We start from the raw sequence: 18,025 nt of genomic DNA, 5'->3' as shown, positions 1-18,025 counted from the left end.
GTCATGAGCCGACCTGCGCGGAGACATCGGGCGGTGCGGGCGCCTGCCGGAGCGGGACGGCCTTCAGGGTGAGCACCATGGTGAGACCGCCGCCCGGGGTGTCCTCCGCGTTCAGGGTGCCGCCCATCGCCTCGACGAAGCCGCGCGCCACGGCGAGCCCGAGGCCCACTCCGGCGCCGCGCGGGGCGTCACCATAACGCTGGAACGGCTCGAAGATCCGGTCCTTGGCCTCGTCGGGGACGCCGGGGCCGCGGTCCACGACACGGACCTCCACGCGCCGGCCGAGGGCACTGGCGGCGACCGTGACGGGCTCCTGGTCGGGGCTGTACTTGACGGCGTTCTCCACGATGTTGGCGACCGCCCGCTCCAGGAGCCCCTTGTCGACCTCGACCATGGGCAGCGTCTCGGGAATGTCCAGGTCGACACTGCCCTCGGTCACACCGCCGAGCGCCATCGGCACGACCTCGTCGAGATCGATCTCGCGGATCAGCGGCATGACGGTGCCGGTCTGCAACCGCGACATGTCGAGGAGATTGCCCACCAGGTGGTCGAGCCGGTCCGCACCGTCCTCGATCCCTTCGAGCAGCTCCGCCTGATCCGCCTCCGACCACTCCACATCGTCCGAACGCAGCGAGGACACCGAGGCCTTGATACTGGCGAGCGGCGTACGCAGATCGTGACTCACGGCGGCGAGCAGCGCGGTCCGGATCCGATTGCCCTCCGCCAGCGCCCGTGCCTGATCGGCCTCGCTCTGCAGCCGCTGCCGGTCAAGGACCACCGCGGCCTGCGCGGCGAAAGCCGCCAATACGCGCCGGTCCTCGGCCGGCAGGACACGCCCCGACAGCGCCAGCGCCATGTGGTCGCCCACCGGCATGTCGACATCGGCGTCCTCGGGGCGTCCGAGCGGCGTGGGCCCGACGTTGCCCGCGCACGTCCACGGGTCCCGGTCACTGGCCCGCTCCAGGAGCGCCACCGACTCCATGTTGAAGGTCTCCCTGACCCGCTCCAGCAGCGCGTCGAGAGTCGTCTCACCACGCAGCACACTGCCCGCGAGGAACGACAGGATCTCCGACTCGGCGCGCAGCCGGGCCGCCTGGTGCGTGCGGCGGGCGGCGAGGTCCACCACCGAGGCCACCGACACCGCGACGCCCACGAACACCACGATGGCCACGATGTTGCGGGGGTCGGCGATCGTGAACCGGTGGGTGGGCATGGTGAAGAAGTAGTTCAGGAGCAGCGAGCCGAGCGCCGCCGAGGCCAGCGCCGGCAGCAGCCCGCCGAGCAGCGCCGACGCCACGGTCAGCGCCAGGAACAGCAGCATGTCGTTGGCGAGGCCGAGGTGCATATCGATCTGTGTGAGCACCAGCGCGAGCAGCGCCGGCCCTGCCACACCGACCAGCCAGCCCCAGATCAGCCGCGATGTGCCGAGCCGGGCGCCTCTGGGCACGGGCAGTCCGCGGCCCTTGGCGACCTCGTCGTGCGTGACGATGTGGACGTCCAGGTCGGGGCCAGACTCGCGGGCCACGGTCGCCCCGACTCCGGGCCCGAAGACGTACTGCCAGGCCTTGCGGCGGCTGGAGCCGAGCACGATCTGGGTGGCGTTGACGCCACGCGCGAACTCCAGGAGGGCGGTCGGTACGTCGTCGCCGATGACGTGGTGGAAGGTGCCGCCCAGATCCTCCACGAGGGTGCGCTGGACGGCGAGCTCCTTCGGTGAGGCCGCGGTCAGACCGTCACTGCGGGCGATGTAGACGGCGAGCACCTCGCCCCCCGCGCCCTTTTCGGCCAGGCGCGCCGCACGACGGATCAGGGTGCGCCCCTCGGGCCCGCCGGTCAGCCCCACCACGATCCGCTCGCGGGCCTGCCAGGTGGAGCGGATGTTGTGCTCGCCCCGGTACTCCTGCAGATATTCGTCGACGCGGTCGGCGGTCCACAGGAGCGCCAGCTCCCGTAGCGCGGTGAGGTTCCCGGGCCGGAAGTAGTTGGACAGGGAGGCGTCGATGCGGTCGTGCTTGTAGATGTTGCCGTGCGCCATCCGGCGCCGCAGGGCCTGCGGCGACATGTCGACGAGCTCGATCTGGTCGGCCCGGCGCACCACCTCGTCCGGGACCGTCTCGCGCTGGCGTACGCCGGTTATGGACTCGACGACATCGCCGAGGGACTCCAGGTGCTGGATGTTGACGGTCGACACGACGTCGATGCCGGCGGCGAGGAGCTCCTCGACGTCCTGCCAGCGCTTGGCGTTGCGGGAGCCGGGGACGTTGGTGTGGGCCAGCTCGTCGACGAGGGCGACGGCCGGGCGGCGCTCCAGGACGGCGTCCACGTCCATCTCGGTGAAGGCGCTGCCCCGGTGCTCGAGGTCGCGGCGCGGCACCTGCTCCAGGCCGTGCAGCATGACCTCGGTGCGCGGCCGCCCGTGGTGCTCCACGAAGGCCACCACACAGTCCGTGCCCCGCTCCACGCGACGGTGCGCCTCGGACAGCATGGCGTAGGTCTTGCCCACGCCCGGTGCCGCACCGAGGTATATCCGAAGCTTGCCGCGTCCCATGGCCCCATTGTCTTCCGAAAACAGCTGCGTACGCTGCGTAGACCTTACGGCGCGGATTTCCGGCATTTCGGACTCGGGGTGGCCGGAGCCCGCTCATTTGACGCGATTCTGATGCTCCCCCGGCCGGGAGAAGCGCGGCGCCCGAGGGCGGCGGCCCCGGGCGCGGGACCGACTTCCGTACGGGCAGCGGCAGTTGAACGCCCCGAAACGCACACAGGGCCGCATCCCCTCGGGGACACGGCCCTGCGGCCGGGCTGCGGCGACAGCGGCTGCTGCAGCCGTAGCAGCAGCCGCGGCACAGCAGCCGCTACGGCTATCGAACCTCGGTGATCTCGGGACCGCGGGCGAGCTGCCCCATCCCGCCGGAGAACCGGGACTCCTCCTGGTTCTCCTCCTTCACGCCGCCCTCGGCCACCATCTGGGCGTCGTCCGGCAGCTTCAGGACGATCGGGTCGCGCGGCGCCATCGGACCGTCACCACGGACGACCACCGTGTCCCGGAAGATCTGCTCGAGCAGACCGGCCGCCTCGGGCTGCACCGCACCCTGGCCGGAGATGACACCCCGCAGGAACCAGCGCGGACCGTCGACGCCGACGAAGCGCACCATCTGCACACCGCCCGTGCCGTCCGGCAGCTGCACCGGCACCTGGGCCCGCAGCTCCCAGCCGAGCGGACCCTCGATCTCGTCGATCACACCGCCCTGCTGGGTGATGCCCGAGGCGATCTCCTCGCGGACCTCACCCCAGATGCCCTCCTTCTTGGGGGCGGCGAAGGCCTGCAGCTGGATGGCGCTCTCGCGCAGCACCACGGTCGCCGCGACGATCGCGTCCCCCGCGACCTCGACACGCAGCTCCATGCCCTCGACTCCGGGCACGAAGATGCCGCCCAGGTCGACACGGCCCTCGCCCGGCTCACGGACCTCGGCGGCGTCCCAGGGTCCGTCGGGACGGGGCGCCGGCGGGAGGTTCATCCGCCGCGGCTCGCCCGCGTCGTCCGCCGCGGCTGCATCGTCAGCGGGGGTCACACCCTCGTCGACCTGCTCGGCCTCGCCGGCCGCGCCCTCGGCGGCATCACTCTTCTTGCGACGTCCGAACACGTCACTGTCCTTCCCGGTCGGATACGACCGAAGCGTATCGATTCCCACCCGTAGAGCCGTCCACGGCGGCATGCCCGCCACTGGACCCGAAGCCCCCCTCGGCCCGTGCCGATGCGGGAAGCTCCGCGACCTCGTGGAAGCGCACCTTCTCGACCTGCTGGACGACCAGTTGGGCGATCCGGTCGAAGCGCTCGAACCGCACGGGCTCGCGCGGATCGAGATTCACCACGATCACCTTGATCTCCCCACGGTACCCGGCATCCACCGTCCCCGGGGCATTCACGAGGGCGACACCGCAGCGGGCGGCGAGCCCGGATCGCGGGTGCACGAAGGCCGCGTACCCCTCGGGCAGCGCGATAGACACCCCGGTGGGCAGAACCGCCCGCTCCCCCGGGGCGAGTTCGGCCGCCTGCGTAGTGCAGAGATCGGCCCCGGCGTCCCCGGGCTTGGCATAACCGGGAACCGGCACGTCCGGGTCCAGACGCCGCAGCAGTACGTCGACGGGGGCGCGGGTCGGCAGGGTTTCCTGGCTCACGGGTTCACCTCGAAGGCACGCGCACGCCGGACCTGGTCCGGGTCGTCCATGGCGGCCTTGATCTCTTCGGGACGGCCGTTGTCGATGAAGTGGTCGACCTTCACCTCGATGAACAGCGCATCGGCACGGACCGCGACCGGCCCGTCCGGGCCGCCGATCCGCCCGGTGGCCGTCGAGAAGATCTTGCGCCCGGCAACCGCGGTGACCTCCGCGTCGAGGTGCAGCACGGTGTCCACGGGCACGGGCCGCACGAAGTCGGTCTCGAGCCGCCCGGTCACGGCGATCACCCGGAGCAGCCAGTTCAGAGAGCCGAGCGTCTCGTCGAGCGCGCTGGCGAGCACGCCGCCGTGCGCGAGCCCGGGCGCACCCTGGTGCTCGGGCTTGACCGTGAACTCGGCACTGATCGCGACGCCTTCACCGGCCCGCGCCTCCAGGTGCAGTCCGTGCGGCTGGCCGTGCCCGCAGCCGAAGCAGTACTCGTAGTGCGCGCCGAGCAGCTCGCCGGGGGCCGGGGCATCGGGGTGCCGCACCGGCGCCACGGCGTCGTCCGGGGGCGTCAACGAAGGTGTTCGTCCACTCACAGGCGCAGACCTTACCCGCGCGGCCTCCTCGCGAGAGCACCATGCCAAGCTTGGCCGCATGCAGCTCTCCGCCGAAAACTACGACGAACGCCTCACCGCGCCCCGTTCCTGGTGGGTCATCACGGGTCTCATCGGTATCTCCGGCGGCCTGATCCTGCTGCCCCTGGGCGCACTCCCGATGCTCGGCGGACTGATCGGCGCGGCCGCGCTCGCGGCGGTCGCGGTCAGCTCCTACGGCTCGGCGCGGATCCGCGTGGTGGCCGGCTCGCTGATCGCCGGAGACGCCCGGCTCCCCCTGTCCGCCCTGGGCCCGGCGGAGCCCCTGGACGCCGACGAGGCGCGTGCCTGGCGTACGCACAAGGCCGACCCCCGCGCCTTCATGCTGCTGCGCAGCTACGTGCCGACGGCGGTACGCATCCCGGTCACGGACCCACAGGACCCGACGCCGTATCTGTACCTCTCCACGCGCAACCCCGAGGCGCTGGTGGCGGAGCTGAGCAAGTAGGGCGTTCGTTGCGTCCCCGAAGGGGCGCGGGGAACTGCGCGACCAGCCACGACGCACCCACAGGGCCATACGGGACTGCACCGGGCTTCCTGCGGGGCGCTTAGTGCCCCAGCTCCTTGGGCGACTCCGGGGAGGAGTCGAGGGGCGGCAGAGCCTGCAGCGCGTCCCAGGGCACCTGGTGGGCCCGCAGGTCCTTGCGGACCTTGGCGGCCAGCTTCCCCGTGTCGCGGCGGTTCATGAACGCCCCGACCGCGGCTCCGACCATGAACGGCATCAGGTTCGGCAGATTTCTGACCATGCGCTTCATGATCTGCTGCCGTAGCTCGCGCTTCATCTGTCCGCCGAGCGCGGCATTTATCGTCAACGGCTTGGACACGTCGATCCCGCGCTCCTCCGTCCAGGAGGTCAGATACGCGGTGGTGCGCTGCTTGAGCTTGCCCGGCGGCCGCAAGCCATAGACCTCGTGCAGCTCGGCGATCAGCTTCAGCTCGATCGCGGCCACGCCGGTGATCTCGGCCGCCAGCTCGGCGGGCATCGCGGGCGGCACGGGCAGCATCGCGGCCGCGCCCACACCCGCACCGACGGTGGAGGTGGCGTTACGCGCCCCGGCCACCAGCTTGTCGGCGATCTGCTCGGGCCCGAGGCCCGGGAACTGTTTCTGCAGGGCGGCCAGATCCCGCACCGGGATGCGCGGTGCGTTCTCGATGATGCGGTCGGCGAGGTAGCCGACTCCGGCCTTCGCGCCGCGACCGCCCTTGCGTACGCCGTCCTTGACGGCGGCCATGCGTCCGGCACGCGCCTCGGGCGCGCCCTGGGCGTCCGCCGCTTCGAGCGAGGCCTGGGGGCCCCGCTCGTCGTCACGTGCGCCGTCGGACGGTCCGGGGGCGGTGGCCGGGCCACCGTCCGCGTACCGCTTCCGGAAGAGCCGCTTCCGGGGCGGGGTCGAGCCTGTCACGGCCGACCCCCGCCTCAGTCGCAGTCGCGGCAGATCGGCTGGCCGTTCTTCTCGCGGGCCAGCTGGCTGCGGTGGTGCACCAGGAAGCAGCTCATGCAGGTGAACTCGTCCTGCTGCTTGGGCAGAACCCGGACGGCCAGCTCTTCGTTCGAGAGGTCCGCGCCGGGCAGTTCCATCCCCTCTGCCGCCTCGAACTCGTCGACGTCGACGGTCGAGGCCGACTTGTCGTTCCGACGGGCCTTGAGCTCTTCAAGGCTGTCCGAGTCGACGTCGTCGTCGGTCTTGCGTGGAGTGTCGTAATCCGTTGCCATGTCGCTCTCCCCCTCTGGGTGTCTGCGGTGTCTCCAGCGCACGTAACGCGTGAGAGGCCGGACTTGTGCCCGACCCGAGGCGGAGATTTTGCCTCACATCAAGGTCTGTTACTCAATCGACACCCAACCGCACCCCTGAAGAGGTGATCGGCTTGGATGGCGATCGGGACCGTACACGGTCCGTTTGTCGCACTTCACGGGCGCCACCCCGTGTACTTCCCGTGATCAAGACCCCCGAAAACCCGGATTTTCCCGGCTTTCCGACGACCTTCGCGATCACGGAGAGTAGATGGCTGGAAATTCGCGTCTGTGATCGATTCCACACGGCTCTCCCGGGATCAGGTCCCGAAAATTCCGCTCAAAGCGAACGTCGACGAATCCGCAGCAGCATCTCAGAGAGGCAGGGTGACTCGCATCACGAGACCACCCCCCTCGCGCGGCTCCGCGATGATACGGCCCCCGTGTGCCCGCGCCACCGACCGGGCGATGGACAGGCCGAGGCCGACGCCCTTGTCGCTGCCGGTGCGCTCGGTCCGCAGGCGCCGGAAGGGCTCGAAGAGGTTGTCGATCTCGTACGCCGGGACCACCGGGCCGGTGTTCGTGACCACGAGCTCCGCCTGGCCGTCCTTGGCCTCGGTCCTGACCTCGACCCAGCCCGCCTCGTCGACGTTGTACCTGACGGCGTTCTGCACCAGGTTCAGGGCGATCCGCTCGAGCAGGACGCCATTGCCCTGGACCACGGCGAGGCCGCGCTCCCCACGGATCTCCACGCCCTTCTCCTCTGCCTCGGGACGCACCTGGTCGAGGGCGCGGGAGGCGACCTCGGCGAGGTCGACGGGCTTGCGCTCCACGATCTGGTTGTCGCTGCGCGCGAGGAGCAGCAGTCCCTCGACCAGCTGCTCGCTGCGCTCGTTGGTGGAGAGCAGTGTCTTGCCCAGCTGCTGGAGTTCGGGCGGCGCACCGGGGTCGGACAGATGCACTTCGAGGAGCGTGCGGTTGATCGCGAGGGGCGTACGCAGCTCGTGCGAGGCATTCGCCACAAAGCGCTGCTGGGCGGTGAAGGCGCGCTCCAGGCGGTCCAGCATCTCGTCGAAGGTGTCCGAGAGCTCCTTCAACTCGTCGTCGGGCCCGTCGAGTTCGATCCGCCGGGTCAGGTCCGAGCCGGCCACCTGACGGGCGGTACGGGTGATGCGGCCGAGCGGCGAGAGCACCCGGCCCGCCATCGCGTACCCGAAGGCGAACGCGATCACGCTGAGCCCCAGGAGGGCCAGCAGGGAGCGGCTGAGGAGGTCGTCGAGCGCCTGCTGGCGCTGGTGGTTGATACACGAGTTCATCGCCGCGTTGAACTCGCTCTCGCTCTGGAACTCACGTCCCGACAGCGCCGGACAGGCGCTGCTCTGGATCGTGAACTTGCCCTCGACGATCCGGAACGGCACCTCGTTGCCGACGTGCACGGCCTGCGCCGCCAGCAGATAGATGATCGAGAGCAGCAGGATGCCGGCGATCAGGAACATGCCGCCGTACAGCAGCGTGAGCCGTATCCGGATGGTCGGGCGCAGCCACGGGAACGGCGGCTCCGGGCGCGCCGGGGCATACGTCGGCTTGGGAGGCGCCGTCGGTGGCGCCGGAGTCGAGGCCATGGAGGGATCAGATCCGGTAACCGGAGCCGGGCACCGTCACGATGACGGCGGGCTCGCCGAGTTTGCGGCGCAGGGTCATGACGGTGACCCGCACCACATTCGTGAAGGGGTCGGTGTTCTCGTCCCAGGCCTTCTCCAGGAGCTGCTCGGCCGAGACGACCGCGCCCTCGCTGCGCATCAGCACTTCGAGGACCGCGAACTCCTTGGGGGCGAGCTGGATCTCCTTGCCGTCGCGGAAGACCTCGCGGCGGTTGGGGTCGAGCTTGATGCCGGAGCGCTCCAGGACCGGCGGCAGCGCCACCGTCGTACGCCGTCCCAGGGCGCGCACACGGGCCGTGAGCTCGGTGAAGGCGAAGGGCTTGGGCAGATAGTCGTCGGCGCCCAGCTCGAGGCCCTCCACGCGGTCGCTGACGTCACCGGAGGCGGTGAGCATCAGGACGCGGGTGGGCATGCCCATTTCGACGATCTTCCGGCAGACGTCGTCGCCGTGTACGACCGGGAGGTCACGGTCGAGTACGACGACGTCGTAGTCATTGACGCCGATGCGTTCGAGAGCGGCCGAGCCGTCGTACACGACGTCGACGGCCATGGCCTCCCGGCGCAGTCCGGTGGCCACCGCATCGGCGAGCAGCTGCTCGTCCTCGACGACGAGTACGCGCACGTCCCTGTCCTTCCGCTTGGCCCTATGCCGGGCAGGCCTGGTCACGAGTGGTGAGTGCCTCCATCCTGCCTCTTTCGGCCATAAACCGGCTGTAAGACGGCCCGGGGAGCGCGGAATTCCGGGATTCGACGGGGAGTTGAGGTTTCCGTCCCGGGCACCCGGGGGAGGACGACTGCACACCCGCGATCACTCTGTGCATGTGGCACGCCACGAACCGCTTCCGTTGCGTAGCGGCACGAGACGTGATCGCCCCTTCCGAGGGCACACCCCCGTGCCACCGACCACGACCCACGACGAGGGGGCGCAACCATGGACGCATTCACCGCAGGGCTCCTGCAACGCATAAGGGCCACCGAGTCCGACCTCACGCGGGCCCAGGAGGACGGCGACGACTTCCTCGTGGAAGTCGAGCAGTCCGAGCTCGACGATCTGCACCGCCTCGCCGCCGAGCATGGCGTGCAGGTCGCCCAGCACGTCTGACAGGAACGGCTGGCCGGCCCATCCGACCAGCCCGTCCACCCGACCGCCCGAGCAGCGCGTACGCATGCGTAAGGGCCCCGGCACCGCCCAGGTGCCGGGGCCCTTCGCCGTGCTCGGGGGCCGGTCAGTCGTGCCAGGCGCCCAGGTCCTCCAGCTTTCCCTGCAGGGTCTCGAAGAGGCCGGGCGGCGCCGCCACGGTCAGCTCCCCGGAGGGCCCGTCGCCGGGGCGGCCGCCCACCAGGGCACCCGCCTCGCGCGCGATGAGATCGCCCGCGGCGAAGTCCCAGGGGTTCAGTCCGCGCTCGTAGTACGCGTCCAGGCGGCCCATGGCGACATCGCACAGGTCGATCGCCGCAGAGCCGCCGCGGCGGATGTCCCGCACCTGCGGGATCAGCTGCCGGACCACATCGGCCTGCCGCACCCGGCGCTCCTCCAGGTAACCGAAGCCGGTGCCGAGCAGGGCCTGGCCGAAGGCGGGGGCCGCGCCCACCTTGAGGCGCTGCTCGTCGACGAACGCGCCCTCGCCGAGGACCGCGCGGAAGGTCTCGCCCTGCATCGGCACCTGCACCACGCCGACGACCGTCTCGCCGTCCTTGCGCGCGGCGATGGAGACGGCCCAGGCGGGGCGCCCGTACAGGTAGTTGACGGTGCCGTCGATGGGGTCGATGACCCACTCGACGCCGCTGCTGCCCTCGACGCTCGCACCCTCTTCGCCGAGGAAGCCGTCATCGGGCCGCCGGTCGGCGAGGAAGCCGGTGATCAGTTTCTCGGAGGCGATGTCCATCTCGGTGACGACATCGACGGCGCTGGTCTTGGTCGCGGCCACGCCGAGGTCCTCGGGGCGGCCGTCGCGCAGGAAGGCGCCCGCGCGGTCGGCGGCCTCGAGGGCGAGCTCGAGGAGTTCGGCCTTCAGCTGGTCGGTCACAGGGGCTGTCACGGGGGTTCCTTACGCGTAGGGGCTGTCGGCGCCCGCGGCGGCGGGGCGGGGCGCTCGGGCCGGGCAGCAGCCCACCGGGCACAGGTCGTGGCTCGCGCCGAGCGACCCGATGGCGCAAGGGCGGACGTCCTCGCCGCGCTCCGTACCGGCCCGTTCGAGGACGAGTTCCCTGACCGCCGCCGCGAACTGCGGGTCCGCGCCGACCGTCGCCGAGCGCGCCACCGGCAGGCCGAGCTCGGCGGCCTTGGCGGTGGCCTCGGTGTCGAGGTCGTACAGCACCTCCATGTGGTCCGAGACGAAGCCGATCGGCACCATCACCACGGCGGGCGCACCGGCCGCGTGCCGCTCTTCCAGGTGATCACAGATGTCGGGCTCCAGCCACGGGATGTGCGGGGCGCCGGAACGCGACTGGTAGACGAGCTGCCAGGGCCGGTCCGCCACACCGGTCCGCTCGGCCACCGCGTCCGCGATCAGCCGCGCCACGTCCAGGTGCTGCTTGACGTACGCGCCGCCCTCACCGTGCTCCTCGACGGTCCCCGAGGTGTCGGCGGCGGCGTCGGGGATGGAGTGCGTGGTGAACGCCAGGTGGGCACCGGCGCGGACGTCGTCGGGCAGCTCGGCCAGGGACTTCACAACGCCGTCGATCATGGGGCCGACGAAGCCGGGGTGGTTGAAGTAGTGCCGGAGCTTGTCGATCCGCGGCGGCTCGAGGCCCTCCGCCGCCAGGGCCGCGAGGGCGTCGGCGAGGTTCTCGCGGTACTGGCGGCAGCCCGAGTACGAGGCGTACGCACTGGTCGCCAGGACCAGGATGCGGCGGTGGCCGTCGGTCACCATCTCGCGCAGGGTGTCGGTCAGATACGGCGCCCAGTTGCGGTTGCCCCAGTAGACCGGCAGGTCGAGGCCGTGCCCGGCGAAGTCCTTGCGCAGCGCGTCGAGCAGCGCCCGGTTCTGGTCGTTGATCGGGCTCACGCCGCCGAACAGGAAGTAGTGCTGCCCGACCTCCTTGAGCCGCTCCTTGGGGATGCCGCGGCCCTTGGTCACGTTCTCCAGGAACGGGACGACATCGTCCGGACCCTCGGGGCCGCCGAAGGAGAGCAGCAGGAGGGCGTCGTAAGGGCCGGGATCGAGAGGGCCGGCATCGGGGCGGGGCGCTTCTGACATGGTTCGATCCTGCCACCCGGTCCGAGCACACCGGAAACCCGCCCGCGCCGAAATCACGGTGCGGCCGCCCCCTTCCCGGACGTAAGCTGTAAGACCCGTCTGCAGGCCTTACCGGAGCACCCCTTGCCCAGCCCCTACCGCGCGATCTTCGACGCCCCCGGCACCCGCGCCTTCTCCACCGCCGGATTCTTCGGGCGACTGCCGCTGGCGATGATGGGCATCGGCATCGTGACGATGATTTCGCAGCTCACGGGGCGGTACGGCCTGGCGGGCGCGCTGTCTGCGACCGTCGCCCTTTCGGCCGCGGTGATCGGCCCGCAGATCTCCCGGCTCGTCGACCGGCACGGGCAGCGCAAGGTGCTCAGGCCGGCGACGCTCGTCACGCTCACGGCCGTGACCGGACTGCTCGTCTCGGCCCAACTGGGGCTGCCCGACTGGACGTTGTTCCTCTTCTCGGCCTGCGCCGGCTGCGTTCCGAGCGTCGGCTCCATGGTCAGGGCGCGCTGGGTGTGGGTCTACCAGACCGATCCGCGCAAGCTGCACACCGCGTACTCCTTCGAGTCCGTGGTCGACGAGATCTGCTTCATCTTCGGACCCATCGTCTCGATCGGTCTGTCCACCGTCTGGTTCCCGGAGGCGGGGCCGCTGCTCGCCGCGCTCTTCCTCGCCATCGGCGTCTTCTGGCTCACCGCGCAGCACCGCACCGAACCCGTGCCGCACCCGCGTGAGCACCACACGCGCGGCTCGGCGCTCAAGTCGCCCGGACTGCAGGTGCTGGTGGCGACCTTTGTCGCCACCGGAGCGATCTTCGGGGCGATCGACGTCGTGACCGTGGCCTTCGCCGAGGAGGAGGGCCACAAGGCGGCCGCCAGCCTGGTGCTCGCGGTCTACGCCCTGGGCTCCTGCCTGGCCGGCGTGGTCTTCGGGCTGCTCCACCTCAAGGGCGGTGCCGCCCGCCGGTGGCTGCTGGGTGTCTGTGCGATGGCCGTGAGTATGATCCCGCTTCAACTGGTCGGGAACCTTCCGTTTCTGGCCGTGGCGCTGTTTGTCGCGGGCCTCTCCATCGCGCCGACGATGGTGACCACCATGGCCCTCGTCGAACAGCACGTACCACGCGCGAAACTGACCGAGGGCATGACCTGGACGTCGACCGGGCTCGCGGTCGGGATCGCGCTCGGCTCGTCGGCGTCCGGCTGGGTGATCGACTCGGCCGGGGCGGACGCGGGGTACGCGGTGCCGGCGGTGGCCGGGGCCGTCGCGGTCGCGGTCGCGTTCCTGGGGTATCGCCGGCTGAACAGGCCGGTGCCGCAGCGGGGAGGGGCCGATGAACACAGCGCAGACGACGGGCACGGCGAACGGCAGGGGCGGTCCGCGGCGACAGGCCCCGTGGCGTAACTGGGCGGGGAACGTCACTTCGCGTCCGGCACGGGAGGTGACTCCCGCTTCGGTGGACGAGCTGGCGGCCGCCCTGCGCACGGCGGCCGAGGACGGTCAGCGGGTGAAGGCGATCGGCACCGGCCACTCCTTCACCGCGGCGGCCGCCACGGACGGCGTCCTGATCCGCCCGGACCTTCTCACCGGTATCCGTGAGATCGACCGGGAGGCCGGCACGGTCACGGTGGAGGCGGGAACTCCGCTCAAGCGCCTGAACCTCGCGCTGGCCCGCGAGGGCCTCTCGCTCACGAACATGGGCGACATCATGGAGCAGACCGTCGCGGGCGCCACCAGCACCGGCACCCACGGCACGGGGCGTGACTCGGCCTCGATATCCGCCCAGATCCGCGGTCTTGAGCTGGTCACGGCCGACGGCACCGTCCTGACCTGCTCGGCGCAGGAGAACCCGGAGGTCTTCGCGGCGGCCAGGATCGGCATCGGCGCGCTCGGCGTCATCACCGCGATCACCTTCGCCGTGGAGCCGGTCTTCCTGCTCACCGCCCGCGAAGAGCCCATGCCGTTCGACAAGGTGACCGCCGAGTTCGATCAACTCGTCACGGAGAACGAGCACTTCGAGTTCTACTGGTTCCCGCACACCGGCAACTGCAACACCAAGCGCAACAACCGCAGTGCGGGCCCCGAGGCCCCGGTGGGCACCGTCAGCGGCTGGTTCGAGGACGAGTTCCTCTCCAACGGCCTCTTCCAGGCGGTCAATTCACTGGGCCGCGCCTTTCCCGCCACCATCCCCTCGATCGCGAAGATCTCCAGCAAGGCACTGTCCGCCCGCAGTTATACGGACATCCCCTACAAGGTCTTCACATCTCCGCGCCGGGTGCGCTTCGTGGAGATGGAGTACGCCGTGCCGCGCGAGGCGCTGGTGCCCGCACTGCGCGAGCTGAAGTCGATGGTGGACCGCTCGGGCCTGCGCATCAGCTTCCCCGTCGAGGTGCGTACGGCGCCCGCCGACGACATCGCCCTGTCCACGGCGTCCGGCCGCGACACCGCGTACATCGCCGTGCACATGTACAAGGGCACGCCGTACCGGTCGTACTTCACCGCCGCCGAGAAGATCTTCACGGAGCACGCGGGGCGGCCGCACTGGGGCAAGATCCACACCCGCGACGCGGAGTATCTGTCCTCGGTCTATCCGCGCTTCGGCGAGTTCACCGCCCTGCGCGAACGCCTGGACCCGGGCAGGCAGTTCGGGAACGACTACCTGCGCCGGGTCCTGGGCGCATAGGGCTGCCCGGTCCGGGCGCGCGGGGCTACTCGGGCGTGCCGCCCTGGCTCTGCCCCTGGCCCCCGTCGGCTCCCCCGGTGTCACCGGACGGGTCCGGGGTCGGCGGCGTGGGCGTCGGGGTGGGCGGCGTCGGGGTCGGCGTGGGCGTCGGCTTGTCGGAGTGCGAGGGGCTCGGGGTCGGCGTGGGGTGGGTGCGGCCGTCGTCCGGGGAGCCGGTCGGGTCGTTGGTGCCCGGGGACTGCTGACCGGTGCCGGGGGTGGAGTGACCGTCGGTCGACGGGGTCGAGGGCGTGCCCTTCGGGGTGTCGTCGTGCCGGCTGCCGGAGTTCGCGGAGTCCGGCCGCCACGCGTTGCCGACGGTGGTGCCGGGACCGCCACTGAAGCTGTCGCCGGAGACCATTTCGTACGCCGTGATCCCCGCCATCGTCACACCGAAGACCAGCGCCGCCCCGAGGAGCGGCCGCTTCCAGCTCTTGATCCGCTTGCCGTGCACGGTGGACTCGCCGTACTCGTCGGTGGCCCCGTCCTGATCCGGGCCGGAGACTCCGTCGAGCGGCAGCGCGGCGCCGAGCAGCCGGGTCTCCTCGTCGGTGCCCGGCTCCCCCGTTCCGGCGGCGTCGGGCTTGCGCAGGAGCATCGTCTCGTCGGCCCGCGGCAGCATCTGCGTGGCGTCACCGGTGGCAGCGGGCACGGTGACGGAGGACAGCAGCTGGGTCTTCTCCGCCCCGGGCGCCCCCTCGGCCGCCGTCCCCCCGGCCACGGTGGGCAGCACCGTGGTCCTGTCCGCGTCGGCGGCGGCCCCCGCCACGGTGGGCAGCGCCGTGGTCCTGTCCGCGTCCACGCCGACCGCCCCCGGCCGCCACGTGGTCGTCACCGGACCGCTCGTGGCCCCGGCGGCGGCCGCACGGTTCACGGGCCCGGTGGCCGTGGCCTCCGGGCGGAACGTGGACGGCACCGGACGGCCGTCCGAAGTCATCGGCACCTGGCGGCCTCTGGGCTTGGCCTTCACGGCGACCTCGCGCACCTGCTCACCGGTGCGCGAGAAGAAGTGCTGGAAGACCGTGCCACCACAGGTCGCGATGACACTGACCAGACCGGCACCGAGGATCGTGCCGTAGACACCGAAGCTCGACGCCAGCTTGGCCGCGACGACCGCCGCGACAGCACCGCCCGCGACCTGCGGCACATTCAGGTCGATCTTCTTTTCCTTCGGCTTCTTACCGGTTTGCCCGGTATCTGCCTTGTCTGCCATCCCCGTCCCTTGATTGCCGTTCGCTCCTGACTGCACTAAGAAGTGACAATTGGGCGAAGCGGATAGTTCCGTTTCGGGGGATTCTGTGAAGCAGCACACCCTCGTAAGCAGCGGGTTTGTGATCTAGGGCCGCCAACTCCCTTGCCCCATGAGAACTTCGGCGGCGCGGCGGTCCACCCGAGTGGCCCGAATGGAGTACTGTTGCCAGCCCTGGGTCCGGTCTCCAACCTGGGTGCCCGGGAGCGATTCAGCATCTCCGGGAGGGGGCTCGCTGCACAGGGTGACCAACTTGGTCACTTAGCGTTGCGAATAGGTAACCGTGCCATAACGGCGCTCCAGGGCCCATGCCCGACACGCCGGGCAACTCGGCAAGGTTGTGGCAGGCTGCACCCGGGCAGGCCACACTCGACTAGCGGAAGCAGCGACGCACGTGACGTCGGCAGGCACCACCCGGGAGGTCCCCATGCCCGAACTGCGTGTCGTGGCCGTCAGCAACGACGGCACACGGCTGGTGTTGAAGGCTGCGGACTCGACGGAGTACACGCTTCCGATCGACGAACGGCTGCGCGCGGCAGTGCGCGGCGATCGCCCACGCCTCGGCCAGATCGAGATCGAGGTGGAGAGCCACCTCCGCCCCCGCGACATCCAGGCCCGGATACGGGCCGGCGCATCCGCCGAAGAGGTCGCCCAGTTCGCCGGCATCCCCGTCGACCGGGTGCGCCGCTTCGAGGGCCCCGTCCTTGCCGAGCGCGCGTTCATGGCGGAGCGGGCCCGCAAGACCCCGGTCCGCCGCCCCGGCGAGAACACCGGCCCCCAGCTCGGCGAGGCCGTCCAGGAGCGGCTGCTCCTGCGCGGCGCCGACAAGGAGTCCGTCCAGTGGGACTCATGGCGCCGTGACGACGGCACCTGGGAAGTCCTGCTCGTCTACCGCGTCGCGACCGAACCGCACGCCGCGAGCTGGACCTACGACCCGCCGCGGCGGCTCGTGCAGGCCGTGGACGACGAGGCGCGCTCACTGATCGGTGAGTCCGACGACATCGCGCCACCCGAGCCGAGCTTCCCGTTCGTGCCGCGGATCGCACGGCTGCCCAGGGACCGGCCGCTCGACCGCGCCCTCGACCGGCAGTTGGACCGCCCGAGCGTGCCCTCGCCGTCCGCGCCCGAGCCCATGGAGGCGGAGAGCGGTGAGGAGCAGGAGCGTGAGCGGGACTCACTGACCAGCCTCCTGGAGGCGGTGCCGAGCTTCCGTGGCGACATGGTGGTGCCCGAGCGTCCCGCCCCGGGACCGGCGGCTTCCACCGCGTCGGCGGCCTCGGCCACGACCGCTTCGACCACGTCGACCACCACGGAGCGGCCGACCGCCGAGGAGCCCGAGCAGGAACCGGAGGCCGAGGAGCCCCCGGCCCCGGCCGCGTCCGCAGGTTCCGCGTACGCGGATGTGCTGATGCCGCGCTCGGTCGCCGGACACCGCGACCGGCTCGTGGGCACCACGGACCGGCAGGCGGAGGCCGACGGTGTGCGCCCCGGCAGGCGGGCCGCGGTGCCGAGTTGGGACGAGATCGTGTTCGGCACACGGCGCAAGAAGCAGGAATGAAGCAGAAACGAAGCGACATCAGCCGTACGTGAGCGCGTGAGCGCGTGAGCGCGTGAATACGTGAATACGTAAGCACGCGTACGGCGTAGGGGCCCGGGCCATCTCATGGCCCGGGCCCCTACGCCGTGCCCCATCGATCGCGCTACTGCGGATCCGGCCCCGTCGCCACCGGCCGTGACTCGTCCGCGGACCACTGTGACCACGAGCCCGGGTACAGGGCCGCCGGGATGCCCGCCACCGCAAGGGCGAGGATCTCGTGGGCGCCGGAGACACCCGAGCCGCAGTAGACACCGACCTGCGTGTCCTCGGTGGCGCCAAGTGACCTGAAGCGGTCGGCCAGTTCGGCGCGCGGCAGGAAGCGGCCGTCGGGGCCGACGTTCTCCGTGGTGGGCGCCGAGACCGCGCCGGGGATATGGCCGCCGACCCGGTCGATGGGCTCCACGTCGCCGCGGTAGCGCTCCGCGGCGCGGGCGTCGAGGAGGAGGCCGCTGCGGGCCAGGGAGGCCGCTCCGTCGGCGTCCACGGCCGGGACGGCCCCCGGTGCGGGCACGAAGTCCCCCGGCGCGGGCACCGGCACCTCGGTGGTCAGTTCGTCGCCCCAGACCGCCAGGCCGCCGTCGAGGACACGTACGGACGGATGCCCCGCCCAGCGCAGCAGCCACCAGGCGCGCGCCGCGGCCCAGCCCTGGCCGCCGTCGTACACGACCACGTCACGGTCGGCCGAGACGCCGGCCGCGCGCATCGCGGCGCCGAAGACCTCCGGGTCCGGCAGCGGATGGCGGCCGCCGGCGCCGGGCGGACCGGCAAGCGCGGTGTCCAGGTCGACGAAGACGGCACCGGGAATGTGTCCGGTCAGATACGCGTTGTGACCGTCGAAGGGCGGCTCACCCGACGCCTTCGCCGCGCTCAGCTGCCAACGGACATCCAAAAGTACTGGCGGGTACTCGCCCTTCAAGTCGCTCGCAAGTTCGGGTCCAGAGATGATGGCTTTCATAGGGCACATCCTTGCGCAAGGTCTGGCCGCCCCGTCCAGGGGCGGTTACCCTGCTCCGCCGGGTGTTCCGTTGATCGACATCAACCGGCACCGGTGGGGAA

17 protein-coding genes are annotated in these 18,025 nt (G+C 71.0%); 5 read left to right on the top strand and 12 right to left on the bottom strand.

Translation table 11 applies throughout. From position 1 onward, the window contains the following. Position 1 precedes the first annotated feature (1 nt). From ACFQVC_RS00700 to ACFQVC_RS00685, 4 genes are all read right to left on the bottom strand, one after another. A complete protein-coding gene (locus ACFQVC_RS00700; protein WP_381825236.1) occupies positions 2–2,548 on the bottom strand; it encodes a DUF4118 domain-containing protein in 2,547 nt (848 codons plus the stop codon). Positions 2,549–2,861: 313 nt separating this feature from the next. Further along, positions 2,862–3,644, bottom strand: a complete 783-nt coding sequence (locus ACFQVC_RS00695) for a DUF3710 domain-containing protein (RefSeq protein WP_381825234.1) — start codon at positions 3,642–3,644, stop codon at positions 2,862–2,864. Between the two features lies 1 nt (position 3,645). After that, positions 3,646–4,179 (bottom strand): dUTP diphosphatase, encoded by a 534-nt coding sequence (dut, locus tag ACFQVC_RS00690; protein WP_381825232.1) that lies wholly within the window; start codon positions 4,177–4,179, stop codon positions 3,646–3,648. Continuing rightward, on the bottom strand, positions 4,176–4,760 hold the full coding sequence (locus ACFQVC_RS00685; RefSeq protein ID WP_381825230.1) for a PaaI family thioesterase: 585 nt from the start codon (positions 4,758–4,760) through the stop codon (positions 4,176–4,178). Before ACFQVC_RS00685 ends, dut begins: the two co-directional genes overlap by 4 nt. A gap of 58 nt (positions 4,761–4,818) precedes the next feature. On the opposite strand from ACFQVC_RS00685, the gene ACFQVC_RS00680 reads away from it, so the two are divergent. Next, positions 4,819–5,265: a DUF3093 domain-containing protein gene (locus ACFQVC_RS00680; RefSeq protein ID WP_381825228.1), complete on the top strand. Its 447-nt coding sequence runs from the start codon at positions 4,819–4,821 to the stop codon at positions 5,263–5,265. A 100-nt stretch (positions 5,266–5,365) separates the two neighbouring features. On the opposite strand, the gene ACFQVC_RS00675 is transcribed toward ACFQVC_RS00680, so the two are convergent. From ACFQVC_RS00675 to ACFQVC_RS00660, 4 genes are all read right to left on the bottom strand, one after another. Then, complete coding sequence (locus ACFQVC_RS00675) at positions 5,366–6,220, bottom strand: hypothetical protein (RefSeq protein WP_381825226.1); 855 nt, start codon at positions 6,218–6,220, stop codon at positions 5,366–5,368. 14 nt (positions 6,221–6,234) lie between these two features. Continuing rightward, positions 6,235–6,531 carry a DUF4193 domain-containing protein gene (locus ACFQVC_RS00670; RefSeq protein ID WP_210920960.1) on the bottom strand — a complete coding sequence of 99 codons (297 nt, stop codon included), beginning with the start codon at positions 6,529–6,531 and terminating at the stop codon, positions 6,235–6,237. Between the two features lie 392 nt (positions 6,532–6,923). Then, positions 6,924–8,171, bottom strand: a complete 1,248-nt coding sequence (locus tag ACFQVC_RS00665) for a sensor histidine kinase (RefSeq protein WP_381825224.1) — start codon at positions 8,169–8,171, stop codon at positions 6,924–6,926. 7 nt (positions 8,172–8,178) lie between these two features. Next, positions 8,179–8,832 (bottom strand): response regulator transcription factor, encoded by a 654-nt coding sequence (locus ACFQVC_RS00660; RefSeq protein WP_381825222.1) that lies wholly within the window; start codon positions 8,830–8,832, stop codon positions 8,179–8,181. A 309-nt stretch (positions 8,833–9,141) separates the two neighbouring features. Here ACFQVC_RS00660 and ACFQVC_RS00655 point away from each other — a divergent pair, with 309 nt between their 5' ends. Next, positions 9,142–9,312 (top strand): hypothetical protein, encoded by a 171-nt coding sequence (locus tag ACFQVC_RS00655; protein ID WP_381825220.1) that lies wholly within the window; start codon positions 9,142–9,144, stop codon positions 9,310–9,312. Between the two features lie 124 nt (positions 9,313–9,436). Here the strand turns inward: ACFQVC_RS00655 and ACFQVC_RS00650 are convergent, their stop codons facing one another. Together ACFQVC_RS00650 and ACFQVC_RS00645 are read right to left on the bottom strand one after the other, a co-directional pair. After that, positions 9,437–10,237: an inositol monophosphatase family protein gene (locus ACFQVC_RS00650; RefSeq protein ID WP_381827020.1), complete on the bottom strand. Its 801-nt coding sequence runs from the start codon at positions 10,235–10,237 to the stop codon at positions 9,437–9,439. A 21-nt stretch (positions 10,238–10,258) separates the two neighbouring features. Further along, positions 10,259–11,410 (bottom strand): ferrochelatase, encoded by a 1,152-nt coding sequence (locus ACFQVC_RS00645; RefSeq protein WP_381825218.1) that lies wholly within the window; start codon positions 11,408–11,410, stop codon positions 10,259–10,261. Between the two features lie 123 nt (positions 11,411–11,533). On the opposite strand from ACFQVC_RS00645, the gene ACFQVC_RS00640 reads away from it, so the two are divergent. Both ACFQVC_RS00640 and ACFQVC_RS00635 read left to right on the top strand, forming a co-directional pair. Next, positions 11,534–12,805, top strand: coding sequence for an MFS transporter (locus ACFQVC_RS00640; RefSeq protein ID WP_381825216.1), 1,272 nt, complete (start codon positions 11,534–11,536; stop codon positions 12,803–12,805). Beyond that, positions 12,735–14,084: a D-arabinono-1,4-lactone oxidase gene (locus tag ACFQVC_RS00635; RefSeq protein ID WP_381825214.1), complete on the top strand. Its 1,350-nt coding sequence runs from the start codon at positions 12,735–12,737 to the stop codon at positions 14,082–14,084. The genes ACFQVC_RS00640 and ACFQVC_RS00635 overlap by 71 nt, the downstream gene beginning before the upstream one ends. A 25-nt stretch (positions 14,085–14,109) precedes the next feature. Here the strand turns inward: ACFQVC_RS00635 and ACFQVC_RS00630 are convergent, their stop codons facing one another. Further along, positions 14,110–15,336: a hypothetical protein gene (locus ACFQVC_RS00630; protein WP_381825212.1), complete on the bottom strand. Its 1,227-nt coding sequence runs from the start codon at positions 15,334–15,336 to the stop codon at positions 14,110–14,112. A gap of 463 nt (positions 15,337–15,799) precedes the next feature. Between ACFQVC_RS00630 and sepH the strand changes: the two genes are divergently transcribed. Then, positions 15,800–16,930 (top strand): septation protein SepH, encoded by a 1,131-nt coding sequence (sepH, locus tag ACFQVC_RS00625; RefSeq protein WP_381825210.1) that lies wholly within the window; start codon positions 15,800–15,802, stop codon positions 16,928–16,930. A gap of 142 nt (positions 16,931–17,072) precedes the next feature. On the opposite strand, the gene ACFQVC_RS00620 is transcribed toward sepH, so the two are convergent. After that, the gene (locus ACFQVC_RS00620) at positions 17,073–17,924 is read right to left on the bottom strand and encodes a sulfurtransferase (protein WP_381825208.1); all 852 of its coding nucleotides are present in this window, start codon (positions 17,922–17,924) and stop codon (positions 17,073–17,075) included. Between the last annotated feature and the right edge of the window lie 101 nt (positions 17,925–18,025).

The sequence above is a fragment of the Streptomyces monticola genome (assembly GCF_042665355.1).
Lineage (GTDB): Bacteria > Actinomycetota > Actinomycetes > Streptomycetales > Streptomycetaceae > Streptomyces > Streptomyces monticola.
The sequence above is the reverse complement of the archived record's forward strand: the minus strand, read 5'-3'. Positions and strand labels throughout refer to the sequence as shown.

Bases quoted from the DNA above. Each gene is read 5' to 3' on its own strand.
- ACFQVC_RS00665 (WP_381825224.1), bottom strand. From the start codon at position 8,171: ATGGCCTCGACTCCGGCGCCACCGACGGCGCCTCCCAAGCCGACGTAT.
- ACFQVC_RS00630 (WP_381825212.1), bottom strand. From the start codon at position 15,336: ATGGCAGACAAGGCAGATACCGGGCAAACCGGTAAGAAGCCGAAGGAA.
- ACFQVC_RS00635 (WP_381825214.1), top strand. From the start codon at position 12,735: ATGAACACAGCGCAGACGACGGGCACGGCGAACGGCAGGGGCGGTCCG.
- ACFQVC_RS00680 (WP_381825228.1), top strand. From the start codon at position 4,819: ATGCAGCTCTCCGCCGAAAACTACGACGAACGCCTCACCGCGCCCCGT.
- sepH (WP_381825210.1), top strand. From the start codon at position 15,800: ATGCCCGAACTGCGTGTCGTGGCCGTCAGCAACGACGGCACACGGCTG.
- ACFQVC_RS00620 (WP_381825208.1), bottom strand. From the start codon at position 17,924: ATGAAAGCCATCATCTCTGGACCCGAACTTGCGAGCGACTTGAAGGGC.
- ACFQVC_RS00645 (WP_381825218.1), bottom strand. From the start codon at position 11,410: ATGTCAGAAGCGCCCCGCCCCGATGCCGGCCCTCTCGATCCCGGCCCT.
- ACFQVC_RS00655 (WP_381825220.1), top strand. From the start codon at position 9,142: ATGGACGCATTCACCGCAGGGCTCCTGCAACGCATAAGGGCCACCGAG.
- ACFQVC_RS00670 (WP_210920960.1), bottom strand. From the start codon at position 6,531: ATGGCAACGGATTACGACACTCCACGCAAGACCGACGACGACGTCGAC.
- ACFQVC_RS00700 (WP_381825236.1), bottom strand. From the start codon at position 2,548: ATGGGACGCGGCAAGCTTCGGATATACCTCGGTGCGGCACCGGGCGTG.